Annotated in this window: 13 protein-coding genes; 10 read left to right on the top strand and 3 right to left on the bottom strand. The window is 53.5% G+C overall.

Going from position 1 to position 22,696, the window contains the following annotated elements; all coding sequences use genetic code 11:
* Positions 1–101 precede the first annotated feature (101 nt).
* Positions 102–1,181, bottom strand: a complete 1,080-nt coding sequence (locus tag E9531_RS12925; protein WP_136574187.1) for an IPTL-CTERM sorting domain-containing protein — start codon at positions 1,179–1,181, stop codon at positions 102–104.
* A 417-nt stretch (positions 1,182–1,598) separates the two neighbouring features.
* On the opposite strand from E9531_RS12925, the gene E9531_RS12920 reads away from it, so the two are divergent.
* Together E9531_RS12920 and E9531_RS12915 are read left to right on the top strand one after the other, a co-directional pair.
* A complete protein-coding gene (locus tag E9531_RS12920; RefSeq protein ID WP_136574186.1) occupies positions 1,599–2,864 on the top strand; it encodes a DEAD/DEAH box helicase in 1,266 nt (421 codons plus the stop codon).
* A gap of 247 nt (positions 2,865–3,111) precedes the next feature.
* Complete coding sequence (locus E9531_RS12915; RefSeq protein ID WP_136574185.1) at positions 3,112–4,596, top strand: SulP family inorganic anion transporter; 1,485 nt, start codon at positions 3,112–3,114, stop codon at positions 4,594–4,596.
* 212 nt (positions 4,597–4,808) lie between these two features.
* Here the strand turns inward: E9531_RS12915 and E9531_RS12910 are convergent, their stop codons facing one another.
* Entirely contained in the window at positions 4,809–5,168 is a 360-nt protein-coding gene (locus E9531_RS12910; protein WP_136574184.1) for a hypothetical protein, read from the bottom strand.
* Positions 5,169–5,852: 684 nt separating this feature from the next.
* On the opposite strand from E9531_RS12910, the gene E9531_RS12905 reads away from it, so the two are divergent.
* The 4 genes from E9531_RS12905 (at position 5,853) to E9531_RS12890 (ending at position 11,828) form a co-directional block, all read left to right on the top strand.
* Positions 5,853–6,272 carry a Spy/CpxP family protein refolding chaperone gene (locus E9531_RS12905; protein WP_136574183.1) on the top strand — a complete coding sequence of 140 codons (420 nt, stop codon included), beginning with the start codon at positions 5,853–5,855 and terminating at the stop codon, positions 6,270–6,272.
* Between the two features lie 586 nt (positions 6,273–6,858).
* Positions 6,859–8,838 (top strand): BCCT family transporter, encoded by a 1,980-nt coding sequence (locus tag E9531_RS12900; RefSeq protein ID WP_136574182.1) that lies wholly within the window; start codon positions 6,859–6,861, stop codon positions 8,836–8,838.
* Between the two features lie 390 nt (positions 8,839–9,228).
* Positions 9,229–10,566, top strand: coding sequence for a GntP family permease (locus tag E9531_RS12895; protein ID WP_158291782.1), 1,338 nt, complete (start codon positions 9,229–9,231; stop codon positions 10,564–10,566).
* Positions 10,567–10,757: 191 nt separating this feature from the next.
* Positions 10,758–11,828 (top strand): zinc-dependent alcohol dehydrogenase family protein, encoded by a 1,071-nt coding sequence (locus E9531_RS12890; protein WP_136574180.1) that lies wholly within the window; start codon positions 10,758–10,760, stop codon positions 11,826–11,828.
* A gap of 108 nt (positions 11,829–11,936) precedes the next feature.
* On the opposite strand, the gene E9531_RS12885 is transcribed toward E9531_RS12890, so the two are convergent.
* Positions 11,937–12,560: a glutathione S-transferase family protein gene (locus tag E9531_RS12885; protein WP_136574179.1), complete on the bottom strand. Its 624-nt coding sequence runs from the start codon at positions 12,558–12,560 to the stop codon at positions 11,937–11,939.
* Positions 12,561–13,242: 682 nt separating this feature from the next.
* On the opposite strand from E9531_RS12885, the gene E9531_RS12880 reads away from it, so the two are divergent.
* From E9531_RS12880 to E9531_RS12865, 4 genes are all read left to right on the top strand, one after another.
* Positions 13,243–15,000, top strand: a complete 1,758-nt coding sequence (locus E9531_RS12880) for a PhoH family protein (protein ID WP_136574178.1) — start codon at positions 13,243–13,245, stop codon at positions 14,998–15,000.
* Positions 15,001–15,363: 363 nt separating this feature from the next.
* Complete coding sequence (locus tag E9531_RS12875; protein ID WP_136574177.1) at positions 15,364–20,160, top strand: glutamate synthase-related protein; 4,797 nt, start codon at positions 15,364–15,366, stop codon at positions 20,158–20,160.
* Between the two features lie 77 nt (positions 20,161–20,237).
* On the top strand, positions 20,238–21,713 hold the full coding sequence (locus tag E9531_RS12870) for a glutamate synthase subunit beta (protein ID WP_136574176.1): 1,476 nt from the start codon (positions 20,238–20,240) through the stop codon (positions 21,711–21,713).
* Positions 21,714–22,042: 329 nt separating this feature from the next.
* Positions 22,043–22,630 carry a BPSL1445 family SYLF domain-containing lipoprotein gene (locus E9531_RS12865; RefSeq protein WP_136574175.1) on the top strand — a complete coding sequence of 196 codons (588 nt, stop codon included), beginning with the start codon at positions 22,043–22,045 and terminating at the stop codon, positions 22,628–22,630.
* The last annotated feature ends 66 nt before the right edge of the window (positions 22,631–22,696 follow it).

Below are 22,696 nucleotides of genomic sequence, written 5' to 3'. Positions count from 1 at the left end.
CAAATTCAAACCTAATAATCGTCAGGGAATTGACACCTAGCAACAACTGTATCGCGCCTAATCAAAAGGGTCCAAGCGTGGACCTTTTTGATTTAGGAGCATTAGCCCATGTTCTTCGAGCGACGTCGCAAACATGCCGCGCCAACAACCGCAGCAAGTGTGCTCAATAGGCCCAACCCGCCAATGTCCATGGTGGGCACCGCCACAGGAGATGATGCGGGAGGTGCGATAGCCTTCACAACAGAGATCTTCAGGTTATCAAAAGTAGCGTATTTTCTAGGAAAATTAACACCCGCCATGTTAGGGTCAACAGGCGCGGTGCTGTCTGCCAGCACATCCATCAGCAGGGTCACCGTGCCATTCGGGTCGGTAATGCCTGCGGTACTTAAGCGAACAGTGCTTCTACGGAAGTCAACCATTACCGGGCTGGTGATTGGAGCAACTGCAGCCACCGGTGTGCCGCCTGTGATTATTTGACTGCTCAAAGGCGCAGGTGTACCAGAAACTGCAGCAGGATCGAGATCGGGATGTGCAACAGCCGCACCGCCCGGATCTGTAGTCAGTTGCCCATCAAATAGACTGATTTTCATGCGCGGCGCCTCTCCCCAAGGCCACGCAGTCCGAAAATCTGTGCCGTCAAAATTTGTCAGGAACGCAGGTGCAAAATCTACCTGTAACTCAACAAAGGGAGCAATGTCCCCTGTATCCGGGTTAATGGCATCAAAAGTGAAGGCAACCAGATCCCCCCCAGTGGAATCTGCGCCTGCAGGAGAGCCTTCATTTTGCTGAATGCCAATGCTGTACTTATTACTGGCGTTACTGGTGCTGTAGTTGTCTTCGTTTAGCAACAATGTTTCCACCGTCCAGCTTTGTGCAATAAACGCTGGGCCTGTTACACCATTGACAGTTGCAGCAGCATCTTTATCTTCTGTTCCGCCGTATGCCGTAGCAATCGGATCAGGTGACATATCACGGTAAACAGGACTTGGGGTGTAACCGCCTACACGCGCTTCGAAATCATTGCAATAGACAAGTAGTTGATTGGTGGAAGCTGTGCAATCAAATGCGTCCTGCGCAAAAGCCGATGGCGTAGCAAAGCTGCATGAAGCAAGCAACAAAGCACCAGCAGCGCGAACGCCGGCAAGCTGATGATTAATAGAAGCAAATGGTCCGATAGTCACAATTTTTCCTCCTTGAGCAGTAAGTGGGTCGGGATGTCAGATTGAATGCAGCCCCATACAATTGTCTTTTTATTGCAAAAAACAAATATTAGTATTAAATAGTATCAAAAAATTACATTAAGACGATTCACTTTATACAAACAACTGCATATTTTTTGCGCAGATGTTGTTTTTGATATGAGACACCCAGCCCATTAACCTCAGCCCCAAAAAAAAGAGAATGCGCGATCAGCCAGCTCAGTGCCTCTTTGCGGATCCGTCCTTAAATTATTGGCGAGCAAAAGGCTCTGAACTTGCCCTCTCCAACACTGCAAGAGAGATGCCGCCTTACACTTTTCCAAAGATATGGCATTTATGGGTGCAACACTTCGCCATACACACGACAATACCTGCCCCTTCTCACCGAATCGTTCATCCATGTCTTTTTCTTCCCTTGGCCTAGCCCCGGCGCTGGTTCATGCAGCGGCCTCCCAAGGTTTGTTTGCCCCTACTCCCGTTCAATCACAGGCTATTGCGGCCATTGTGGAGGGGCTAGATATACGCATCTGCGCGCCAACGGGCTCGGGCAAAACGGCATCGTATGTCTTGCCGTTGCTGCACAACTGGGCCCAAAGCCATTCGGCTGAAGGCACGCGGAAAACCCATGCGCTGATTCTGGTGCCCACGCGTGAGCTGGCGGCTCAGGTAGCCGAGTTGGTTTACTTGGTCGGTGAAGCCATGGGCCGCAGGCCCAAGGTGGCGGTGTTAACGGGTGGTGTATCGATCAACCCGCAATTGATGGCTTTGCGCGGTGGCGTCGATTGGGTAATTGCCACGCCAGGGCGTTTATTGGATGTAGTGGCCCACAGCCAGCTCAAGCTGAACACGATTCAAACTCTGGTCATGGACGAAGCCGACCGCCTAATGGATTTGGGCTTTGCCGATGAGCTGGAGCAGGTGCTGGCCTTGCTGCCGCACAAAGAACAGCGCCAAACCCTGCTACTGTCGGCCACGTTTGCGCCCGCTGTGCAAGCGCTGGCACCCGCTTTGCTGCATGAGCCACACCAGACGATTGAAGTAGCAAACACCCACCAGCAAGATGCGACGATTGCCCAGCGCGCCATATACGTAGATACAGCCAAACGCACCAGCGTGTTGCGTGAGCTGATTCAGCAGCACCCCGGTCAGCGCATTCTGGTCTTTGTGGCCAGCCGCTACAGCGCCGAGCACATCGCCCACAAATTAGGTGCAAAACAAATAAAAGCTGCAGCACTGCATGGTGAGCTGAGCCAAGGTGCCCGCCAATCAGTGCTACAAGCATTCAAGGCCAAGCAGTGCCAAGTATTGGTGGCCACCGATTTGGCCTCCCGCGGCATTCATATTGACGAGTTGCCCCTAGTCGTGAATTACGACCTGCCACGCTCACCTGACGACTACACCCACCGCGTGGGGCGCACCGGTCGTGCGGGCTTGAGTGGGATGGCCATCAGTCTGGTAACCCCCAGCACGCAGGCGCATTGGAATTTGATTGTCAAACGCAATCAGCTGGATATCACACTGGAAACGCTAGCGACGTACCCCATCACCGAACAAGCGCCAGAGCGCACCGCATATGAGGATGGCAACAATGGCGGTATCAAAGGCAAGCGTATGAGCAAAAAAGACAAGTTGCGCGCTGCTGCTGCGCAGCAACAGGGAACTTAGACCACACCGCGCTTCCCGTCTTCAGGGCTGACCATGCACCTCAACATTGCACTCGCGATTAGCCCATAGCTGTGACACAGCCTGATGTTTCTAAAGCGGATTCAGGCGGCTGAGAATCACCTCTCGCAACAAAGCACACAAACGTTGATGACGCCAGTGCCATAGTGCGATGCGCACACCAGCGCCATTGCGAGTCGCCAAATCGGTGACAATGCCGCCCTCTTTGGATTGAAAAGATTGGTTTGAAATGAGCGCGACTGGCAACAACCGCACTGCAGCAGTAACCCAACAGGCTTCGTGGCGGTTGTATTGGCGAGAGCTACTGGCCGGCGTGGTCACAGCTTTGGCTTTGGTACCAGAGGTAATTTCCTTTTCCGTGATTTCCGGCGTAGATCCGAAGGCGGCTTTGTATGCTTCCATCACATTGGGGATTCTGATGTCTGTCTTGGGCGGCCGCCCGGCGATGGTGACAGCGGCAGCAGGCTCAGTCGCACTGGTCATTGGGCCAATGACGCGCGCACACGGGGTTGATTACATTTTCCCTGCCGTGCTTCTGGCCGGTGTCATTCAGGTATTGTTTGGCTTGTCGCGTTTAACCAGTTTGGTGCGTTACGTACCGCGCTCTGTCATGCTGGGCTTTGTGAATGCCTTGGGCATTTTGATTTTCATGGCTCAAGTGCCGCATGTATTGCACCAAAGCAATACCGTCATCATCGTGTTTGCTGCCGCCATACTGCTCACATGGCTACTTCCAAAATGGACAACGGCTGTCCCTTCGCCTTTGGTGGCCATTGCCACTGCGATGGCCTTGGTGTGGTTATTGGGCTGGCAAGTCCCTACAGTAGCTGATAGCGGCAATATGGCGCCCGGCTTACTGGGCTTTACCCAATGGAATGTGCCTTTCAATTGGCAAACGCTCTCCATCATCTTGCCTACTGCGCTCAGCATTGCTTTTGTGGGGTTGCTCGAAACGCTATTGACTGCTCAGCTGGTTGATGAAAAAACGGCCACTGACTCGAACAAAAATCGCGAATCCTGGGCGCTGGGCGTCTCGAATATGGCGGCAGGCGCTTACGGTGGCGTGGCTGGCTGCGCAATGATTGGGCAAACGGTGGTAAACATCGACATTGGTGGTGCGCGCACGCGCTTATCCACTTTGGCTGCGGCATTGACGATGCTGCTGTTGGTGTCAGTGCTCAGCGGCTTGCTGGCCTTGATTCCCATGGCCAGTTTGGCAGCTGTTATGGTCGTGGTGGCTATCAAAACTGTGCACTGGCGCAGCCTCGCGCCACGCACATGGCAACGCATGCCGATACCAGAAACCTTGGTGATGCTCGTCACGATTGTGATCACAGTCTGGACAGAAAATCTCGCGCTGGGCGTAGGTGTTGGCACCGTCATCGCATTGATGCTGTTTGCACGGCGCGTGGCCAACGCCACGCACGTGCACCGGCATGCACCAGAGGCACCGCATACGACCGTTCGCTACACCATCTCTGGACCACTGTTTTTTGCCAGTAGCCATGCACTGGCAGAACAGTTTGACTATGCCGCAGACCACGGTCAAGCCGTGCGTATTGATTTATCTGCAGCGCAGATCTGGGATGCCACAACCGTCGCTGCATTGGAAACCGTGAGCCGCAACTACCGCGCACAGCAAAGCACGGTGCAATTCGTAGGTCTGGATGCGCGCAGTCGCCTGTTGCGTAGCCGCTTAAGAGGCCGTTTATAAAATCACCTCTCCGGGCCCGCGCAAACAGGCTAGATTATTGATGTGGTCTTGAAAACAATGGTAAGGACTGACTCCGGGCTCAATTGCTTCAATGCCGTTGCATTCAAAAAAAGCCTGCAACGCAATCGGACTCAACGGTCCCCTCGCCGGAGGCGGCGCCCTAGTCCGAACAGGCTTCAGGCTGGCTGCTCTTGAGGTCTGCCCACTATCGGTCAGTTGAACTGTGGGGACTTGGGGATAGATTTCATCTGATCGCAGGTCTGCTTTTTGTTGGCTGCAGGCATCGCCGACCACTGCTTCTTGAAATCTGCCTGCGCTGCAAAATACATTTTGTCGTACTGCTCAGCTGAGAGCTGCATATCACGCACAGCGGCTAGTTTTTGTTGAGTCTTGGCCTCGCCCACTTCTGCCGCGCTGAGGTGTTTACATTCAATGGCGATTTCATTCATGCTCGCTGCCATCTGGATCAAACCAGCCGCCATCTCTGCCTGCTCCTCATTTGCAGCCATCACTGTGCTGGTACCCAAACTTGCGCCTAAAGCCAAGGCAGCCATCGCTGTCCATTTTTTCATCCGATTGATCTCCTAAACACATTCTTCAAAGGCCACCATAGCAAGCGTATCCAATACGTTGTCGGCAAATAAATCGCCTGAATGGATGTTTTTCCACATGTATCCCATGCATGTATCGCCAGCAATGTGCCGATTCTGCATCACCCCGGAACAAGTTCGCGCAACGAAAACATCGGCCACCTAAACATCAAGGGCAAACCCTTATTTACGTTCCGCATAAGTCGCAATAGGCAAACAATCAATTTATGCGATATACTCGCATCATAGGGTTAACACCTAGCAATAAACCCTAGTAAGTACGGTGTACGAGATGCGCACCAAAACTTGCTTCAAAACGGCATCTCTTGTGAGAACCACCATGATTCAAGCGTTGATCGATTTCATTCAAGAAGCCCGTGCTGCACACTTGCACATCGCCAATCAATAACTCCCTTCTCTATGGTGCGTTTGGTTATGCCAAGCCACCCATAGCTCGAAAGCCCCATCGCTGTTGCAGCCATGGGGTTTTGTTTTTGCGTGCCCCTCCGCATTGTTACTGGTTGGTGACACTGCTCATACGCACGACATACAACTTTACGATAAGCCCTTTATCGCCATACGCGACAGAAACAAGTCAAGTGCACAGTAGTTGGCGTGCAAACAACGCATGGTGTGTTGTTTGCACCTTCTAAGGAGAAATCCATCATGACTACATCGCTTCGTACCTGGTTTGCTGCTTCTGCATTGGCATTAAGCGCGTTGGCAGCGCAAGCACAAACATCTGACGCAAATGCGGCGGCGCCTCACCCTGCTGCCGCACATGCAGAACGTATTGCGCAACTCAAAGAAAAATTGAACCTCTCGCCCAATCAACAAGGCGCATGGGAACAATACCAATCGGCCATGAAACCAGCCGAGCGGCCAAATGGGCCACGAGAGGTCAAGCCTGCCCTGACTGAAAAGCAAAAAACCCAGATGCATCAAAGAATGCAAGCTGAACACCAAACCAGAGAAGCTGCCACGCAAGCATTCTACGCACAACTGACGCCTACACAGCAGAAAATTTTTGATGCTGAAGCACCAAAACCCGGCCCACACCGTGAAGGCAAGAAGCACGCCGAATAAAGGCACGCCCATACTCATCCCACAGGCAAGCCCATAAGGCTTGCCTTTTTATTTCAATGCATTTTCGCAGTTTGGCTTGCAATGAGGGCAAAGTGTTGAGCAGAAAAAATACCTTGGCCATTCATCAATTGCTTTTTGCCAGCATCAACTAGCACATCCCGCCTACCTGGCGCAAGCTGCCTGCAGCAAACACACATACACTACTGCGATACTTGTCAACAGATGCTTACAGAAGCCATCATTTTTTAGAATCTTGCGCTTCATACGATTTGTTAGAGTGTGAATCATTATTTTGCTTGGCGCCCTTACTCTGAAGGCACTAAGCAATTCTCTAATGCGTTTCGCAGCCAGCATGCCAAGGAATGAAGGTATTGAATCCAGCATGGATCCTTCATCTGCAAGCGTATTGAGCAGCATCATCTGACTGTTTTCCCGCCTCGCTTGCCAGCACACGCACAAGCTGTAGCCTGTAGATTCACAATCTCGCCAACCCACATCAGCAGCCATGCAGTGGGTTTTGCGGTGTTTGGCCTAATCGTCCAAGCAAGCAAATTGCCTTTTCTAAATAAGACGAAGGAGTGTTTGCATGACAGAAGAAGTCACCTCGTCCAAGCCCCCAAAGGCGCTCATTCTTGCGCCGGTGTTCTACCCCTCAGCCGGGTTAGCACTGCTGTTGGTGGCCTGTTCCATTTTGTTTCCCACAGCCAGTGAGCGCGTCTTCCAAGCCGCAAAAAACTGGGTTGCGCTAGACGCAGGCTGGTTCACTGTATTGGCTGTCGCGGGCTTTCTGGTTTTTGTGGTCGGCATTGCGTTTTCTGGTTTTGGCAAGCTCAAACTGGGGCCTGATCACAGTAAGCCCGATTACACCTACCCAACCTGGTTTGCCATGCTGTTTGCTGCAGGCATGGGCATTGGTCTGATGTTCTTTGGTGTGGCTGAACCCATCATGCACTACACCAATCCACCGGTGAACGAGGGCATGACTTTGGATGCTGCGCGCCAAGCCATGCGCATCACCTTCTTCCATTGGGGCATTCATGCCTGGGCCATTTACGCCGTCGTGGCGTTGTCTTTGGCTTACTTTTCCTATCGGCACGGTTTGCCGCTGCGCATTCGTTCAGCACTTTACCCGTTGATTGGCAACCGAATTTATGGCCCCATCGGCCACACAGTCGATACGTTTGCAGTGCTAGGCACAATCTTCGGTTTGGCGACATCGCTGGGATTAGGTGTGATTCAGATCAACTCTGGCCTGAGTTACCTGTTTGACATTGCCCCATCGGTGAGCGTTCAGGTAATTTTGATTGTCATCATCACCTTGGTCGCAACTGGCTCTGTAGTTTCCGGGTTAGACCGTGGCGTGCGCATCTTGTCTGAAATCAACATGCTGTTGGCAGTGGCTTTGCTGGCCTTTGTGATGATCGCTGGCCCTACGGTGTACCTGCTGCAAACCTTCGTACAAAACACAGGGATGTACATCTCCAGTATTTTGTCGATGACCTTCAACCTCTACGCATACGACCCCAAACCGGGTTGGATTGGCGGATGGACCTTGTTCTACTGGGGCTGGTGGATCGCATGGTCCCCTTTTGTGGGAATGTTTATTGCACGCATTTCGCGTGGGCGCACTATCCGCGAATTCGTCGTTGGGGTGCTGATGGTCCCTACCGGCTTCACTTTTCTATGGATGACGATCTACGGAAATTCTGCATTGCATCTGGTCATTGCCGAAGGCTACACCCACTTGGTTGATACCGTGGCTGCCGATAGCTCTTTGGCATTATTTGAATTTCTGCAACAACTGCCACTGTCATCCATTACCTGTTTGGTTGCTACGCTGCTGGTGGTGATTTTCTTTGTGACTTCGGCCGACTCTGGGGCGTTGGTCATTGATATGCTCTCATCCAAAGGTGAGGACGAGTCGCCCGTATGGCAGCGTGTTTTTTGGGCTCTGTTAGTTGGTTTGCTGGCCATTGCATTGCTGGTCGCTGGCGGACTCACGGCACTGCAAGCAGGCACCATTGCGGCAGCCTTGCCCTTTACCATTGTGATGATCATGATGTGTTGGGGCTTAGCCAAAGCCATGAGTACGGATTTGGCCAAACAAACCAGCATCCGCTATGCACGCGTTGCCCCCAATGCCAGTGGAGATTGGAAAAACCGCCTGCGCTCCCTAACGCACCAACCGCGCAAACGCGAAGTGCTGCTATACCTGCGCCGCAAGGCAGATGGGGCATTAGCGCAAGTAGCCGGTGAGTTGAATAAGCGCGGCCTGGAAGTGCAAGTTCAACAAGGCGAAGATGGCCGAGTGACTCTGCAAGTCGGGCACGGTGAAGAAATCGATTTCTTCTATGCTGTGCGCCCACAACCCTATGTCCCGCCAAGCTTTATGCTCGATGACCCGCGTCGCCGTCGCAATGACGATGACAACTTCTACCGTGCGGAAGTATTTCTTCGCGAAGGCGGCCAAGACTATGACGTAATGGGTTGGAGCGAGGAAGACCTGATTCACGATGTGCTGGACCAATACCAGCGCCACATCCACTTCCTAGACAATATTCGCTAATAGTGGCGCCAACTTGCGGAAAATACCCTGTACAGCAAAGCGAAATCAGGCGAGCAAACAGGTGCAACCGCAATTCGCCCGTCGCTTCTTGAACTTTCCACACGGCAAGTGGACAAAGCTGTGGATAAACTGTAGTGCAGGTTGGGATGGCCCTATGAGGGCACCTGCACTGATTAAAAAAAAGGCACCAAATGGCGGTGCCTTTTTTTTATATGGAACTCTGCGCACGCTGCGACAGCCGGCTGACTGCACACATCAGGTCGCAGTCCTATAATTCGCACGCTTTCTTCGCACCCTCTTGCAGTCCAACAAGGCTGCCATATTACGCAAGCGACTGCACCGCGCTTGCGCCAGCAGCCGATGCTGCCCGTTCATACCAAGTCCCTCATCATGAGCAATATTGCCTTTACCTCCACGCTGGTGGTCCTCAGCATTGTGGCCATCATTTACCTCACCGCCAAACTCAAGGCCAATGTGTTTGGATCTCTGTTTGCAGTCTCACTTGCCTTGGCCCTGTTGGGTACAGATCTGCCGCTAGCCAAAGTCATTGATACACTGAAAATAGGCTTCGGCAGCACATTGGGCAATATTTCGTTCATTATCATTTTTGGTGCCGCGATTGCCGTTTGCATGCAAAAAAGCGGTGGCGCACTCAGTATTGCAACCAATATCTTGAATTTGGCTGGTAAACACAATGCGAAACCAGCCATGGCCTGGACAGGCTTTATCCCAGGCCTGACGATTTTTTGCGATACGGGCTACATTATTTTGAGCGGTATTGCCCGCAGCATCAGCGCCAACGCAAAAGTGCCGATGCCGTTGATTGCATCTATTTTAGGCTCTGCACTGTTTGCGGTTCACTGCTTGGTCCCCACCCACCCAGGGGCATTGGCCGCAGCGGCCACTCTGAACGCCAACATTGGTTGGTTGGTTCTCGCCGGGGTGGCTTTTTCCGTTCCTGGACTTTTGGCTGCTTACTTTTGGTCGGCATGGATGTGTAAGGGGCAGAACTATGCACCAGCACAACTGGAACAAGAAGAGGCTATCTCCACCGCCCAATTGCCTTCATTTGGCTTTTCACTGCTCCCAGTGGTATTGCCGCTGGTTTTGATTTCCATATCGACCTTACTGACCACCTTAGGCTACAAAACAGGCTTTGCAGCGCCGTTGCATTTTCTGGGGAACCCTGTGATCGCCCTGTTAGCAGGTATGTTGTGTGCCATGTGGCTATTGGCGAAAAACGGAGGTAAGAAAGGCGATTTCAGCCATGTTCTTGAGGAAGCCATTCTCAAGGCAGGCCCTATTTTGATCATCACAGGTGCAGGCGGTATGTTTGGTGCCATCATCAAAGAAACCGGTGTAGGCAGCGCGCTCGGTCAGGCGCTGGGTAGTGCGTCAGTTGGCCTGCTGGTGCCCTTCATCATTGCCGCCTTGCTCAAAACAGCACAAGGCTCCTCCACCGTAGCTGCATTGACTTCTGCTGCCATCATCGCCCCCAGCTTATCCACTTTTGGTTTGGATTCAGACGCAGGCCGCATGTTTGCGGTTCTGGCCATGTGCGCAGGCTCCATGGTGGCCTCGCACGCTAACGACTCCTATTTCTGGGTGGTCACAAAACTCTCCAACATTGAGATGAAAGAATCATTGCGCGTCTTCACTTCTGCAACCATCGTGATGGGGTTGACCAGTTTCGCCTGTATTTGGTTGGTGAGCCTATTCGTTCTATAACGCAAAACGCTCCCAATGGCTATCTGGCTTTGCTCTCCTGAAAGCCGTACTAAATTGCTCCTGTTACCCCCTAAAACAAGGGGGCAACCCTAGAATGAATTGAGCCTCATCTTGCATGTTATTGACAATTTATGAGCAATTCTCATGCACTGAAGAGACACCACTTCTCATAGGCTATACAAGGAGATTGCATGAAAGCCATGGTCTATTACGGCGAAAACGACATCCGCTTTGAAGAGCGTGATAAGCCTGTTATTGAGCAACCTACGGATGCCATCATCCGCATGACCAAAACCACCATCTGCGGAACAGACTTGGGCATCTGGAAAGGCAAAAATCCGGAAATCGCCGCCACAACTCAAGCAAAAACAGGTGCGTTCAATGGGCGCATCCTTGGCCATGAAGGCATCGGAATTGTGGAAGAAGTCGGCTCAGGAGTGAGCCACTTCAAAAAAGGTGACAAAGTCATCGTCTCTTGCGTGAGCCGTTGTGGCACATGCGAAAACTGCCAAAAACAACTGTATGCACACTGCCGCAACCAAGGCGGCTGGATTCTGGGCTACATGATTGATGGTACCCAAGCAGAGTACGTGCGCACACCATTTGCAGATACATCCCTGTATCTGCTGCCGCAAGAGTTAAACGAAGACGTCGCAGTGCTGCTGTCAGACGCCCTGCCTACCGCACACGAAATTGGCGTGCAATATGGCAATGTTAAACCCGGCGACAGCATTGCCATTGTTGGAGCTGGGCCAGTCGGAATGGGCTGCGTGCTCACGGCACAGCTTTATTCTCCCAGCGAGATCATTGTGGTCGACATGGATGAAAATCGCCTTGCTATGGCCAAAGAGTTGGGGGCTACACACACCATTAACTCCGCCAAGGAAGATGCCGTCAAACGCATTCTGGAGATTACAGGTGGGCGTGGCGTCGACTGCGCGATGGAGGCTGTCGGGGTGGAAGCCACTTGGAATATCTGCCAGCACGTGGTCAAAGAAGGGGGGCACCTCGCCAATGTGGGTGTGCACGGAAAACCCGTCGAATTCGCGCTTGAAAAACTCTGGATCAAGAACTTAACGATCACCACAGGCTTGGTCAATGCCAACACCACCGGCATGCTGATGAAAACCTGCTGTTCAGGCAAGTTGCCTATGGAAAAAATGGCCACGCACCATTTCCCATTTAGCGAACTGCCTAAGGCTTACGACGTGTTCAAGCATGCTGCAGATGAAAAGGCCATGAAAGTCATCATCGATCTGTAAGCGTCCTACACAAACGACCTAAACGACACCCATCCGGCGGCATAAGCCGCCGCTTCAGTTCAGTGTGCTATTGAGCTCCGACCAGGAACGTGCTCACGATCGAAGCTTCTAGGGCAAGCCGTTACGGCCATAGCGCTGAAATCCAATTCTGTCTGAAAGCCGATCGCAATAAGCTGTCACTGCAGGCAACTGTGGGCGATCAAATGGCGTCTCCAGCCAGCGGTTCACCGACAACCCGACGGCCACATCCGCCAAGCTGAGCGATGCTCCTGCAACATAAGCCTGTGTTTGGATGAGCTGTCCTTCCAACACGCGCATGAAGCCATTCCAAGCAGCCAGTGAAGCCGCTATTTGGGCTGTATCTTGATGGTATGGCGACTGGCGCACCAAGCCCATAAAAGCATATCCCCATGCGCGATTGAGATCAGCGGCTTGCCAATCCAACCACTGATCGACACGAGCCCGTGCTTGTGCCTCGAGCGGGTACAACGCCTGCCCACCATAGCAGTTGGCCAAATAGCGAAGAATGCTGTTGGACTCCCACAAAACAAAATCACCATCCAAAAGCACGGGCACCATCGCATTAGGGTTGAGCGCTTTGAAATACGTGGATTGAACATCAGCATAGCCGCTCCCCCAATCTTCCTGTTCAAATGCAAGGCCCAACTCCGTACAGGCCCACAATACCTTCCTGACATTGATGGATGAAGATTTACCGAGAATTCTGAGCATGAATGCACTCCATAAAGGCCATATCAAACAACGCTGCAACAAAGGGCTGGCGCATTAATCAATGCATAGGCTGTGATTGCCTGTCCCCGGAAGAATGCTCTCTTCGCAATCCGCAAGACACTTTAGGACAACAAGCCAAGGCACCCCCTATGGGCTAAGAGCGTGTTTAGGATCTCCAAGCAGACCGCTCGAGTCCAAAAGGATGCGATGCGCGGAAAAAACCGCAGCCGTGCTATCTGCCAAACGAGGATTTTTAACACAGCAGCGCGCCTTTTGGGCCCCAACCTGAAGGGCAAGACCCCAAATAAACACATTGCGGCGTAGCCCATTTTGCCCATACCGACGTATGCGCGGCAGCAAGAGCCTTGCACTGCCTCTTTTTTTTGAGTCTTGCGCGACTGTGTAGAGATCGAACACGTTCTAAAGACTAAATCTGAAGAATCTTCGTGCCAACAGCACTGGCTCAGCGAAACCTTTCAGCTTGTGTTTCATGTGCATAATGGGTGCGATGCGCCCCATTAGCTTTTCGCGACTGCCGTTAAGACAGACTGCCAGTACTTATGTACACGGCAGTCCAAGTGCACCATGCTTTGGGTCCGCCGTTTTATTGATAGCCGCCTGCTCCATCACTGATGGCTGGCGGCTTTCTTCTTTGATGACTTGCGATTGAATTGGATCTCTCATGCCATTACCCCCAGCCCCTAAAACTCGCGGTGATAAGGTTCAAGCGAGCAGCGATACAGCCCGCAACGCAAAGCCCAACACCAAAAAACTGATCGCGACCAGCGCCAGTGCTGAAGCCCTAGGCGTGAAAAATACGCCCTCAGCATCGACAAAAGCAGCCTTGCTGACACCCCCTACTTCGGCGAAGCCAACCGCTGCAGTCCCGCCCAAAAAAGCGGTCGAAACATCTGCCCGTACGCCGCAAACGGCCGCGCCGGCACCAGTTGCAGCTCCAGTCTCTGCAGCCCCTGCTGCGTCAACACATGCACCAAGTGCACAGCGCCCTGCAGCGCACAAACAGCCGGCCTTAGGCCGCACAAAACCTGGTAAAGCTACACGTTTGTTTGTCTTGGACACCAATGTTTTGCTGCATGACCCAACCTCCCTCTTTCGCTTTGAAGAGCATGACATCTATCTGCCATTGATCGTCCTCGAAGAGCTCGATGCCCACAAGAAAGGGACGACCGAAGTCGCACGCAATGGTCGCCAGGTCAGTCGCAGCCTTGATGCACTGGTCTCGCTGAACAACACAGACCTCAGTACCGGCTTGCGCCTTGATGCCACAGGGCAAAAACAAGCCAGCGGCAAATTGCTGTTCCAGACCACGCTACTCGACGATGGTCTGCCTAAGGCATTGCCACAAGGCAAAGCCGATAACCAGATTCTGGGTGTCGTTCACGCCTTACAAAAGCAGTTTCCCAACCGTGAAGTCATTTTGGTTTCCAAAGATATCAATATGCGCGTGAAAGCCCGTGCGCTGGGCATGGCCGCGGAGGACTACCAGAACGACAAGGCGCTTGACGATGACGAGCTGCTTTACAGCGGTGCCCTAGCTTTGCCTGACAATTTCTGGGTCAAGCAAAGTAAAAAACTCGAAAGCTGGCAAGCCCATGGCGACACGTTCTATCGGATTCATGGACCAGCAGTGCAATCGCTGTTGATCAACCAGTTCGTGTACTACGAATCTCCTGGTGAAGCGGGTCTCTACACGATTGTTGAAGAGCTGCAAGGCCATACCGCCGTTTTGCGCACGCTGCGCGACTATACCAGCCCCAAAAATAATGTCTGGGGCGTCAATGCGCGCAACCGCGAGCAAAATTTCGCACTCAATCTGCTGATGAACCCTGAGATTGACTTTGTCACCCTCACAGGCACAGCGGGCACGGGCAAGACCTTGATGGCTCTCGCCGCAGGTTTAACGCAAGTGCTGGATGAACGCCGATACAGCGAAATCATCATGACACGCGCCACCGTTAGCGTAGGCGAAGACATCGGATTTCTGCCCGGCACAGAAGAAGAGAAAATGGGCCCTTGGATGGGGGCTCTTGATGACAATCTCGAGTTTCTCAGCAAAGGCAGCGGCTCAGGTGGTGAGTGGGGGCGCGCTGCCAGCAATGATCTGATCAAAAGCCGCATCAAAATCAAGAGCATGAACTTCATGCGAGGGCGCACCTTCCTCAACAAGTACGTCATCATTGATGAAGCACAGAACCTCACACCCAAGCAAATGAAGACACTGATCACTCGTGCAGGTCCTGGCACCAAGATCATCTGCATGGGCAACCTGGCCCAGATCGACACGCCATACCTGACCGAAGGCTCATCAGGCCTGACTTACGCTGTTGACCGCTTCAAAGGATGGGGGCACAGTGGGCACATCACACTGGCACGCGGTGAGCGCTCTCGCCTGGCAGACTTTGCCAGCGATGCACTTTAAAAAATCTGCACACGCTGCTTTTTCGAAACCGATTGGATGAACACCCACACATAGCACTAACAATGTTTGGTTGCATCCATCGCCCCTTTTCCCAACAAGCCCCGTACGGGGCTTTTTTTATTGCCATACGCTTTCTAAATAACAATAAAAATCAATCACAAATATCCATCAAACACATACATGTCCCCATTTATAGAAATTTCACAACAACAAAAATTCAAACATATCCGACCCCGTTTTATTTTCTTGCAAAGCAGAAAAACCAAGCGTATTCTCCGACTCCGACATCGTGCAATAAAACCGCATTCGGTTGATTGCACATGATCACCCCACGAATGAACATCAAGAAGTAAGGAGTACGCCATGACCAAGGCGTCAGAATTGCAGCACCTGCAAGATCAGGGGCTGTATTCCCCGTCGAATGAACACGACGCCTGCGGCGTCGGCTTCGTTGCCCATATTAAGGGCGAAAAACGCCATGACATCGTCACGCAGGCGTTGCAGATTCTGATCAATATCGACCACCGCGGCGCCGTCGGGGCAGACCCGCTGATGGGCGATGGCGCAGGCATTCTGATTCAGATTCCTGATCAGCTCTACCGAGAAGAGATGGCCGAGCAAGGCGTGACATTGCCACCAGCCGGTGAATACGGTGTGGGCATGATTTTCTTGCCAAAAGAGCATGCTTCACGCCGCGCCTGCGAGCAAGAGATGGAACGTGCCATCAAGGCTGAAGGTCAAGTATTGCTGGGCTGGCGCGATGTGCCAGTCAACCGCGATATGCCGATGTCACCAGCGGTGCGCGAAAAAGAACCTATCTTGCGCCAAGTGTTCATTGGCCGTGGTGGCGATGTCATCGTACAAGATGCACTGGAGCGCAAACTCTACGTCATCCGCAAAACCGCCAGCGCCAATATTCAGGCACTCAAGCTCAAGCACAGCAAAGAATATTATGTGCCCAGCATGAGCACCCGCACCGTGGTCTACAAAGGCTTACTGCTGGCCGACCAAGTGGGCCAGTACTACCTCGACCTGCAAGATGCTCGCTGCATCTCCGCCATCGGTCTGGTACACCAGCGCTTCTCCACCAACACCTTCCCTGAATGGCCATTGGCACACCCTTACCGTTATGTCGCCCACAACGGCGAGATCAACACAGTCAAGGGCAACTACAACTGGATGCGCGCCCGCGAAGGCGTGATGGCATCGCCAGTGCTGGGCGACGACCTGAAAAAGCTCTACCCAATCAGCTTTGCCGATCAGTCTGACACCGCAACGTTCGACAACTGCCTGGAATTGCTGACGATGGCTGGCTACTCCATCAGCCAAGCCATGATGATGATGATCCCTGAGCCTTGGGAACAGCACGAAACCATGGACGAGCGCCGCCGCGCGTTCTATGAATACCATGCAGCCATGCTGGAGCCTTGGGATGGCCCCGCATCCGTCGTGTTCACCGATGGCCGCCAAATTGGCGCCACCTTGGATCGCAACGGCCTGCGCCCCGCCCGCTATTGGGTCACGGACGATGACTTAGTGATTTTGGGCTCTGAAGCAGGCGTACTGCCTATTCCTGATAACAAGGTCGTGCGCAAATGGCGCCTGCAACCAGGAAAAATGCTGCTCATTGACCTCGAACAAGGCCGCATGATTGATGACGACGAGCTCAAAGCCAACATCGTCAACACCAAACCTTATAAGCAGTGGAACGACAATCTACGCATCAAACTCGATAGCGTAGATGCGCCTTCGCAAACACCCGCACAGGCCCCTGCCGCCGACGCTGCGTCTTTACTCAAACGCCAGCAACAGTTCGGCTTCACACAGGAAGACATCAAATTCGTGTTGGCCCCCATGGCCACCAATGGCGAAGAAGGAATTGGCTCCATGGGCAATGACAGCCCACTGGCTGTCCTGTCTGGCCGCAGCAAGCCGCTGTACAACTATTTCCGCCAGTTGTTCGCGCAGGTAACCAATCCACCGATTGATCCCATTCGCGAAGCGATTGTGATGTCTCTGGTGTCCTTTATTGGGCCAAAACCCAACCTGCTCGATATCAACCAGGTCAATCCGCCGATGCGTTTGGAGGTGACCCAGCCTATCCTCGACTTTGAGGGCATTGCCAAGCTGCGCAACATTGAGGCGCTCACCAATGGCAAATTCAAAAGTGCGGTGCTGGACATCATCTACCCGCTGGCTTGGGGCAAAGATGGCGTGGAAGCCAAACTCGCGTCGCTGTGCGCCCGTGCCGTTGATGCACTCAAAGATGGCGCCAACATCCTGATCTTGAGTGACCGCAACGCCTCAGAAGACCAAGTGGCCATCCCTGCCCTACTGGCACTGTCGGCCATTCACCAGCATTTGATTCGGGAAGGTCTGCGCACGACCACAGGCTTGGTGGTGGAAACCGGCACCGCCCGCGAAGTGCATCACTTTGCCGTGTTGGCTGGCTATGGTGCTGAAGCGGTTCACCCATACTTGGCGATGGAAACCCTGCAGTCCATGCACAAAGACTTGCCGGGCGACCTCTCTGCAGACAACGCCATCTACCACTACATCAAAGCGATTGGCAAAGGCCTCTCGAAGATCATGTCGAAGATGGGCGTATCCACCTACATGAGCTATTGCGGCGCACAGCTGTTTGAGGCCGTTGGGATCAACAGCGAAACCGTGGCCAAATACTTCACAGGCACCCAAAGCCGTGTAGAAGGTATTGGCGTGTTCCAGATTGCCGAAGAAACCATTCGCCAACACCAAGCCGCATACAGCAACAACCCGGTACTGGAACACATGCTGGATGCAGGTGGCGAATACGCATGGCGCGCCCGTGGTGAAGAGCACATGTGGACCCCCGACATGATTGCCAAGCTGCAGCACTCCACCCGTGCCAACAGCTTCAACACCTACAAAGAATACGCGCAACTGGTCAACGACCAAAGCCGTCGCCTGATGACTTTGCGTGGCCTGTTCGAATTCAAAATCGACCAGTCCAAAGCCATTGCCGTGGAAGAAGTAGAAGCGGCCAGCGAAATCGTCAAGCGTTTCGCCACTGGCGCAATGTCCATGGGTTCGATCTCCACCGAAGCCCACGCCACCCTGGCCATTGCCATGAACCGCATTGGCGGCAAGAGCAATACGGGTGAAGGCGGCGAAGATGAACACCGTTACCGCAACGAACTCAAAGGCATTCCAATCAAGGCTGGCGAATCGCTCAAGAGCGTCATTGGCGATGCGAACGTCGAAATCGACTTGCCTCTGCAAGATGGCGACTCACTGCGCAGCCGCATCAAGCAAGTGGCTTCTGGCCGTTTCGGCGTAACCGCTGAATACCTCAGCAGCGCCGATCAGATCCAGATCAAAATGGCACAAGGCGCCAAGCCTGGCGAAGGCGGCCAGTTGCCAGGCGGAAAAGTATCCGACTACATCGGCAAATTGCGCCACTCCGTACCAGGCGTGGGTTTGATCTCGCCACCTCCGCACCACGACATTTACTCGATCGAGGACTTGGCCCAGCTGATCCACGACTTGAAAAACGTCGCCCCACACGCATCCATCTCAACCAAACTGGTCGCTGAAGTCGGCGTGGGCACCGTGGCTGCTGGGGTGACCAAGTGCAAGAGCGACCACCTGGTGATCGCTGGCCACGACGGTGGTACCGGCGCATCGCCTTGGTCTTCGATCAAGCACGCAGGCGGCCCATGGGAGATTGGTCTGGCTGAAACCCAGCAAACGCTGGTACTCAACCGCCTGCGCGGCCGCATTCGCGTACAGGCTGACGGACAGATGAAAACGGGCCGTGACGTCGTGATTGGCGCCTTATTGGGTGCCGATGAATTCGGTTTCGCCACCGCACCGCTGGTGGTTGAAGGCTGCATCATGATGCGCAAATGCCATCTCAACACCTGCCCAGTTGGTGTGGCTACACAAGACCCCGTTTTGCGCCGCAAATTCTCAGGCAAGCCTGAGCATGTGGTGAACTACTTCTTCTTTGTAGCTGAAGAAGTGCGCCAAATCATGGCCCAGTTGGGCATTCGCAAGTTCGACGAGCTGATTGGCCGCTCTGACCTGCTCGACACCCGCAAGGGGGTGGACCACTGGAAAGCCCAAGGCTTGGACTTCTCTCGCCTGTTCGCGCAACCCAATGTGCCGGCAGAAGTGCCCCGCTACCATGTTGACACGCAAGACCACGGTCTGGACAAAGCGCTGGACAATAAACTGATTGAGCGCAGCCTACCTGCGATTGAAAAAGGCGAGCGTGTGCGCTTCATTGAAGTGGCCCACAACGTCAATCGCACCGTGGGGGCCATGCTCTCTGGAGCGGTGACGCGCGCGCACCCAGAAGGTCTGCCCGACGACACCATCCGCATCCAGCTTGAGGGCGTAGGCGGTCAATCTTTTGGCGCATTCCTCACCAACGGGATCACACTGTATTTGATTGGCGAGGCCAACGACTACACCGGCAAAGGCCTCTCAGGCGGTCGCATCGTGGTGCGCCCAAATCTGGAGTTCCGCGGCGAAGCAGCGAAAAACACCATCATCGGCAACACCGTTCTTTTCGGTGCAACCAGTGGTGAGGCCTACTTTTCTGGTGTAGGAGGCGAGCGCTTTGCGGTGCGCCTGTCTGGCGCCACAGCGGTGGTCGAAGGCGTGGGGGACCACGGCTGCGAATACATGACCGGTGGTACCGTCGTTGTTCTGGGCAAGACTGGTCGCAACTTTGCAGCAGGCATGAGCGGCGGCGTCGCTTACGTCTATGACGAAGACGGCCAATTCGCCAATCGCTGCAATACCGCTTCTGTAGCCTTAGAGCGCGTGCTTCCGCACGAAGAACACATCACACAAATCAACCGCAATATCTGGCACAAAGACCAAACAGACGACAAACAGTTGCGCGCTTTGCTGGAAGCCCACAACAAGTGGACTGGCAGCCGCCGTGCGCGCGACTTGCTCGACAACTGGCAAACAGCCCGCACCAAATTCGTCAAGGTATTCCCAAGCGAATACAAACGTGCCTTGGCCGAGTTGTACGAGCGTCGCCAACTGCGTGAAGAAGGTGCTGCAGTAGCCATCAACAGTGGCGTGCAAGAAACCACAGAAAAAGCCGACAAGCCTGCTACCGCCAAGCGCAAGTCAGGCAAAACAGAAGCTTCTGCCAAATAAAAGAACCACACGGCAAAAACGGTCAGCAGCGCATCGCGCGCTGACCGCATGTGCCACGATGAACAAGGATTCGTAAAATGGGAAAAACCACTGGTTTTCTGGAATACGACCGGATTGATGAAGGCTATCTCCCGGTTGAAAAGCGCCTGAAGGACTACAAAGAGTTCGTGATTGCGCTCAACGACTCACAAGCCAAAATTCAAGGCGCTCGTTGCATGGACTGCGGCACACCGTTTTGCAACAACGGCTGCCCGGTCAATAACATCATCCCCGACTTCAATGACTTGGTATACCACCAGGATTGGCGCGCCGCCATTGAAGTGCTGCACAGCACCAATAACTTCCCAGAATTCACGGGCCGTATTTGCCCTGCCCCCTGTGAAGCAGCTTGCGTGTTGAATATCAATAATGATCCAATCGGCATCAAAAGCATTGAGCACGCCATCATTGATCGCGCCTACGAGGAAGGTTGGGTCAAGCCTCAACCAGCCAAATTCAAAACGGGCAAGAGCGTGGCCGTTGTGGGTGCAGGCCCTGCTGGCTTAGCGGCGGCACAGCAACTGGCGCGTGCAGGCCATGATGTCACCCTCTTTGAGAAAAATGACCGTGTAGGCGGCCTGCTGCGCTATGGCATCCCCGACTTCAAGCTTGAGAAAAGCCATATCGACCGCCGCGTCAAACAGCTCGAAGCCGAAGGCGTAAAAATTCGTACCAGCGTACTGATTGCCGGCAAAGACGGTTTGGGCAAGGACAGCAAAGTCACCAACTGGGCCAAAGAAACCATTGCCCCAGAAACCCTGATGGCTGAATTCGATGCCGTGCTGCTCACCGGCGGCGCAGAACAAAGCCGCGACCTGCCCGTGCCGGGGCGTGATCTTGAAGGCGTGCACTTCGCCATGGAGTTCCTGCCGCAGCAAAACAAGGTCAATGCTGGCGACAAGCTGAAAGACCAACTGCGCGCCGATGGCAAGCATGTGATTGTCATTGGCGGGGGCGATACCGGCAGTGACTGCGTAGGCACCAGCAACCGCCACGGCGCTGCCAGCGTGACCCAGTTTGAACTCATGCCCATGCCACCAGAACAGGAAAACAAGCCCTTGGTGTGGCCCTACTGGCCGATCAAGCTGCGCACCAGCTCTAGCCATGAAGAAGGCGCAGTGCGTGAATTTGCCATCGGCACCAAAGAGTTTATTGGTGAAAAAGGAAAACTAACCGCGGTCAAAACAGTGCGTTTGGAGTGGCAAGACGGCAAAATGACTGAAGTGCCAGGCAGCGAGCAAGTACTCAAAGCCGATATGGTATTTTTGGCCATGGGCTTTGTCAGCCCTGTGCAAAGTGTGCTCAAGGCCTTTGGCGTAGATACCGACCCACGTGGCAATGCCCGCGCCAGCACTGACTTCATTGGAGGTTATTCCACCAATGTGCCCAAACTGTTTGCCGCAGGCGATATTCGTCGCGGTCAATCGCTGGTTGTTTGGGCCATTCGCGAGGGCCGCCAAGCCGCTCGTGCTGTCGACGAGTTTCTGATGGGCGCCAGCGAGCTGCCCAGATAAGCCGTTGCGCCCAAGGTGTGTCCCACTAGGAATACACCGGCCATTCTCAAAGCCATGCTTGATTGCCAACGCATGGCTTTTTCTTTGCTCAACAAAAAGCGAAATGCGCAACAATCCGCAACTCCATTTTATGGAGATGCTGTGCATCCCTAGCCTCAAAGCCAGAATACAACCTTATTTGCAGCCTACGTAGCAGCGCCACCATGGCTACTCGAACGCATGTCCCGGATTACACAAGATTCACATTCCATATGACAAGTGACTTTAAACCGCGTAAATTTAAAACGTTGGAACAGCCGCTCCAACGATCCACAACAAGGGAGAATGTTATGCGTCCATTGAATATCCGTACGATGACCGTTGCAGCAACCATTGCGATCAGCAGCCTGACCATGGTAGCCTGTACCACAACGCAGCCAGGCCTGAATGATGCCCCGCGTATGGACAGCACCTCCATCAACACCCGCGCCAATGCGGCACTTGAACGCCTCTATGAATCAGTACCAGGCAGTAAAGAGCTGGTAGCACGCTCTGCCGGCGTACTGGTGTTCCCTTCCGTCATTGGTGGCAGCTTCGTCATCGGCGCAGAACATGGCCGCGGAGTTTTGCGCGTGGGCACCACTAACAAGGGCTATTACGCCACTACGGCCGCCTCAATTGGCTGGCAAGCAGGCGGGCAGTCCAAAGCAGTGATCTATGTCTTCAACACCAAAGGCGCGCTCAACGAATTTCTCAAGGGCGACGGCTGGTCAGTTGGTGGCGATGCTTCTGTCGCATTAGGTCGTGTCGGGGCCAACGGAAGCTTGGATTCAACCACCGCAACGACACCGGTGACCAGCTTTGTGTTGACCAATGTCGGTCTGGAAGCAGGCGTGTCCCTGCAAGGCGCACGCATCACGCCCGTCAAAAACCCATAAACCATTCGTAACCCCCTCTGCTTGAACACAAAAATCCTTGTGTATTCAAGCAGTAGGCGTACTTAC

This window comes from Lampropedia puyangensis (genome assembly GCF_004833285.1).
GTDB classification, from domain to species: Bacteria; Pseudomonadota; Gammaproteobacteria; order Burkholderiales; family Burkholderiaceae_C; genus Lampropedia; species Lampropedia puyangensis.
This window is presented reverse-complemented; position numbering and strand designations above follow the sequence as displayed.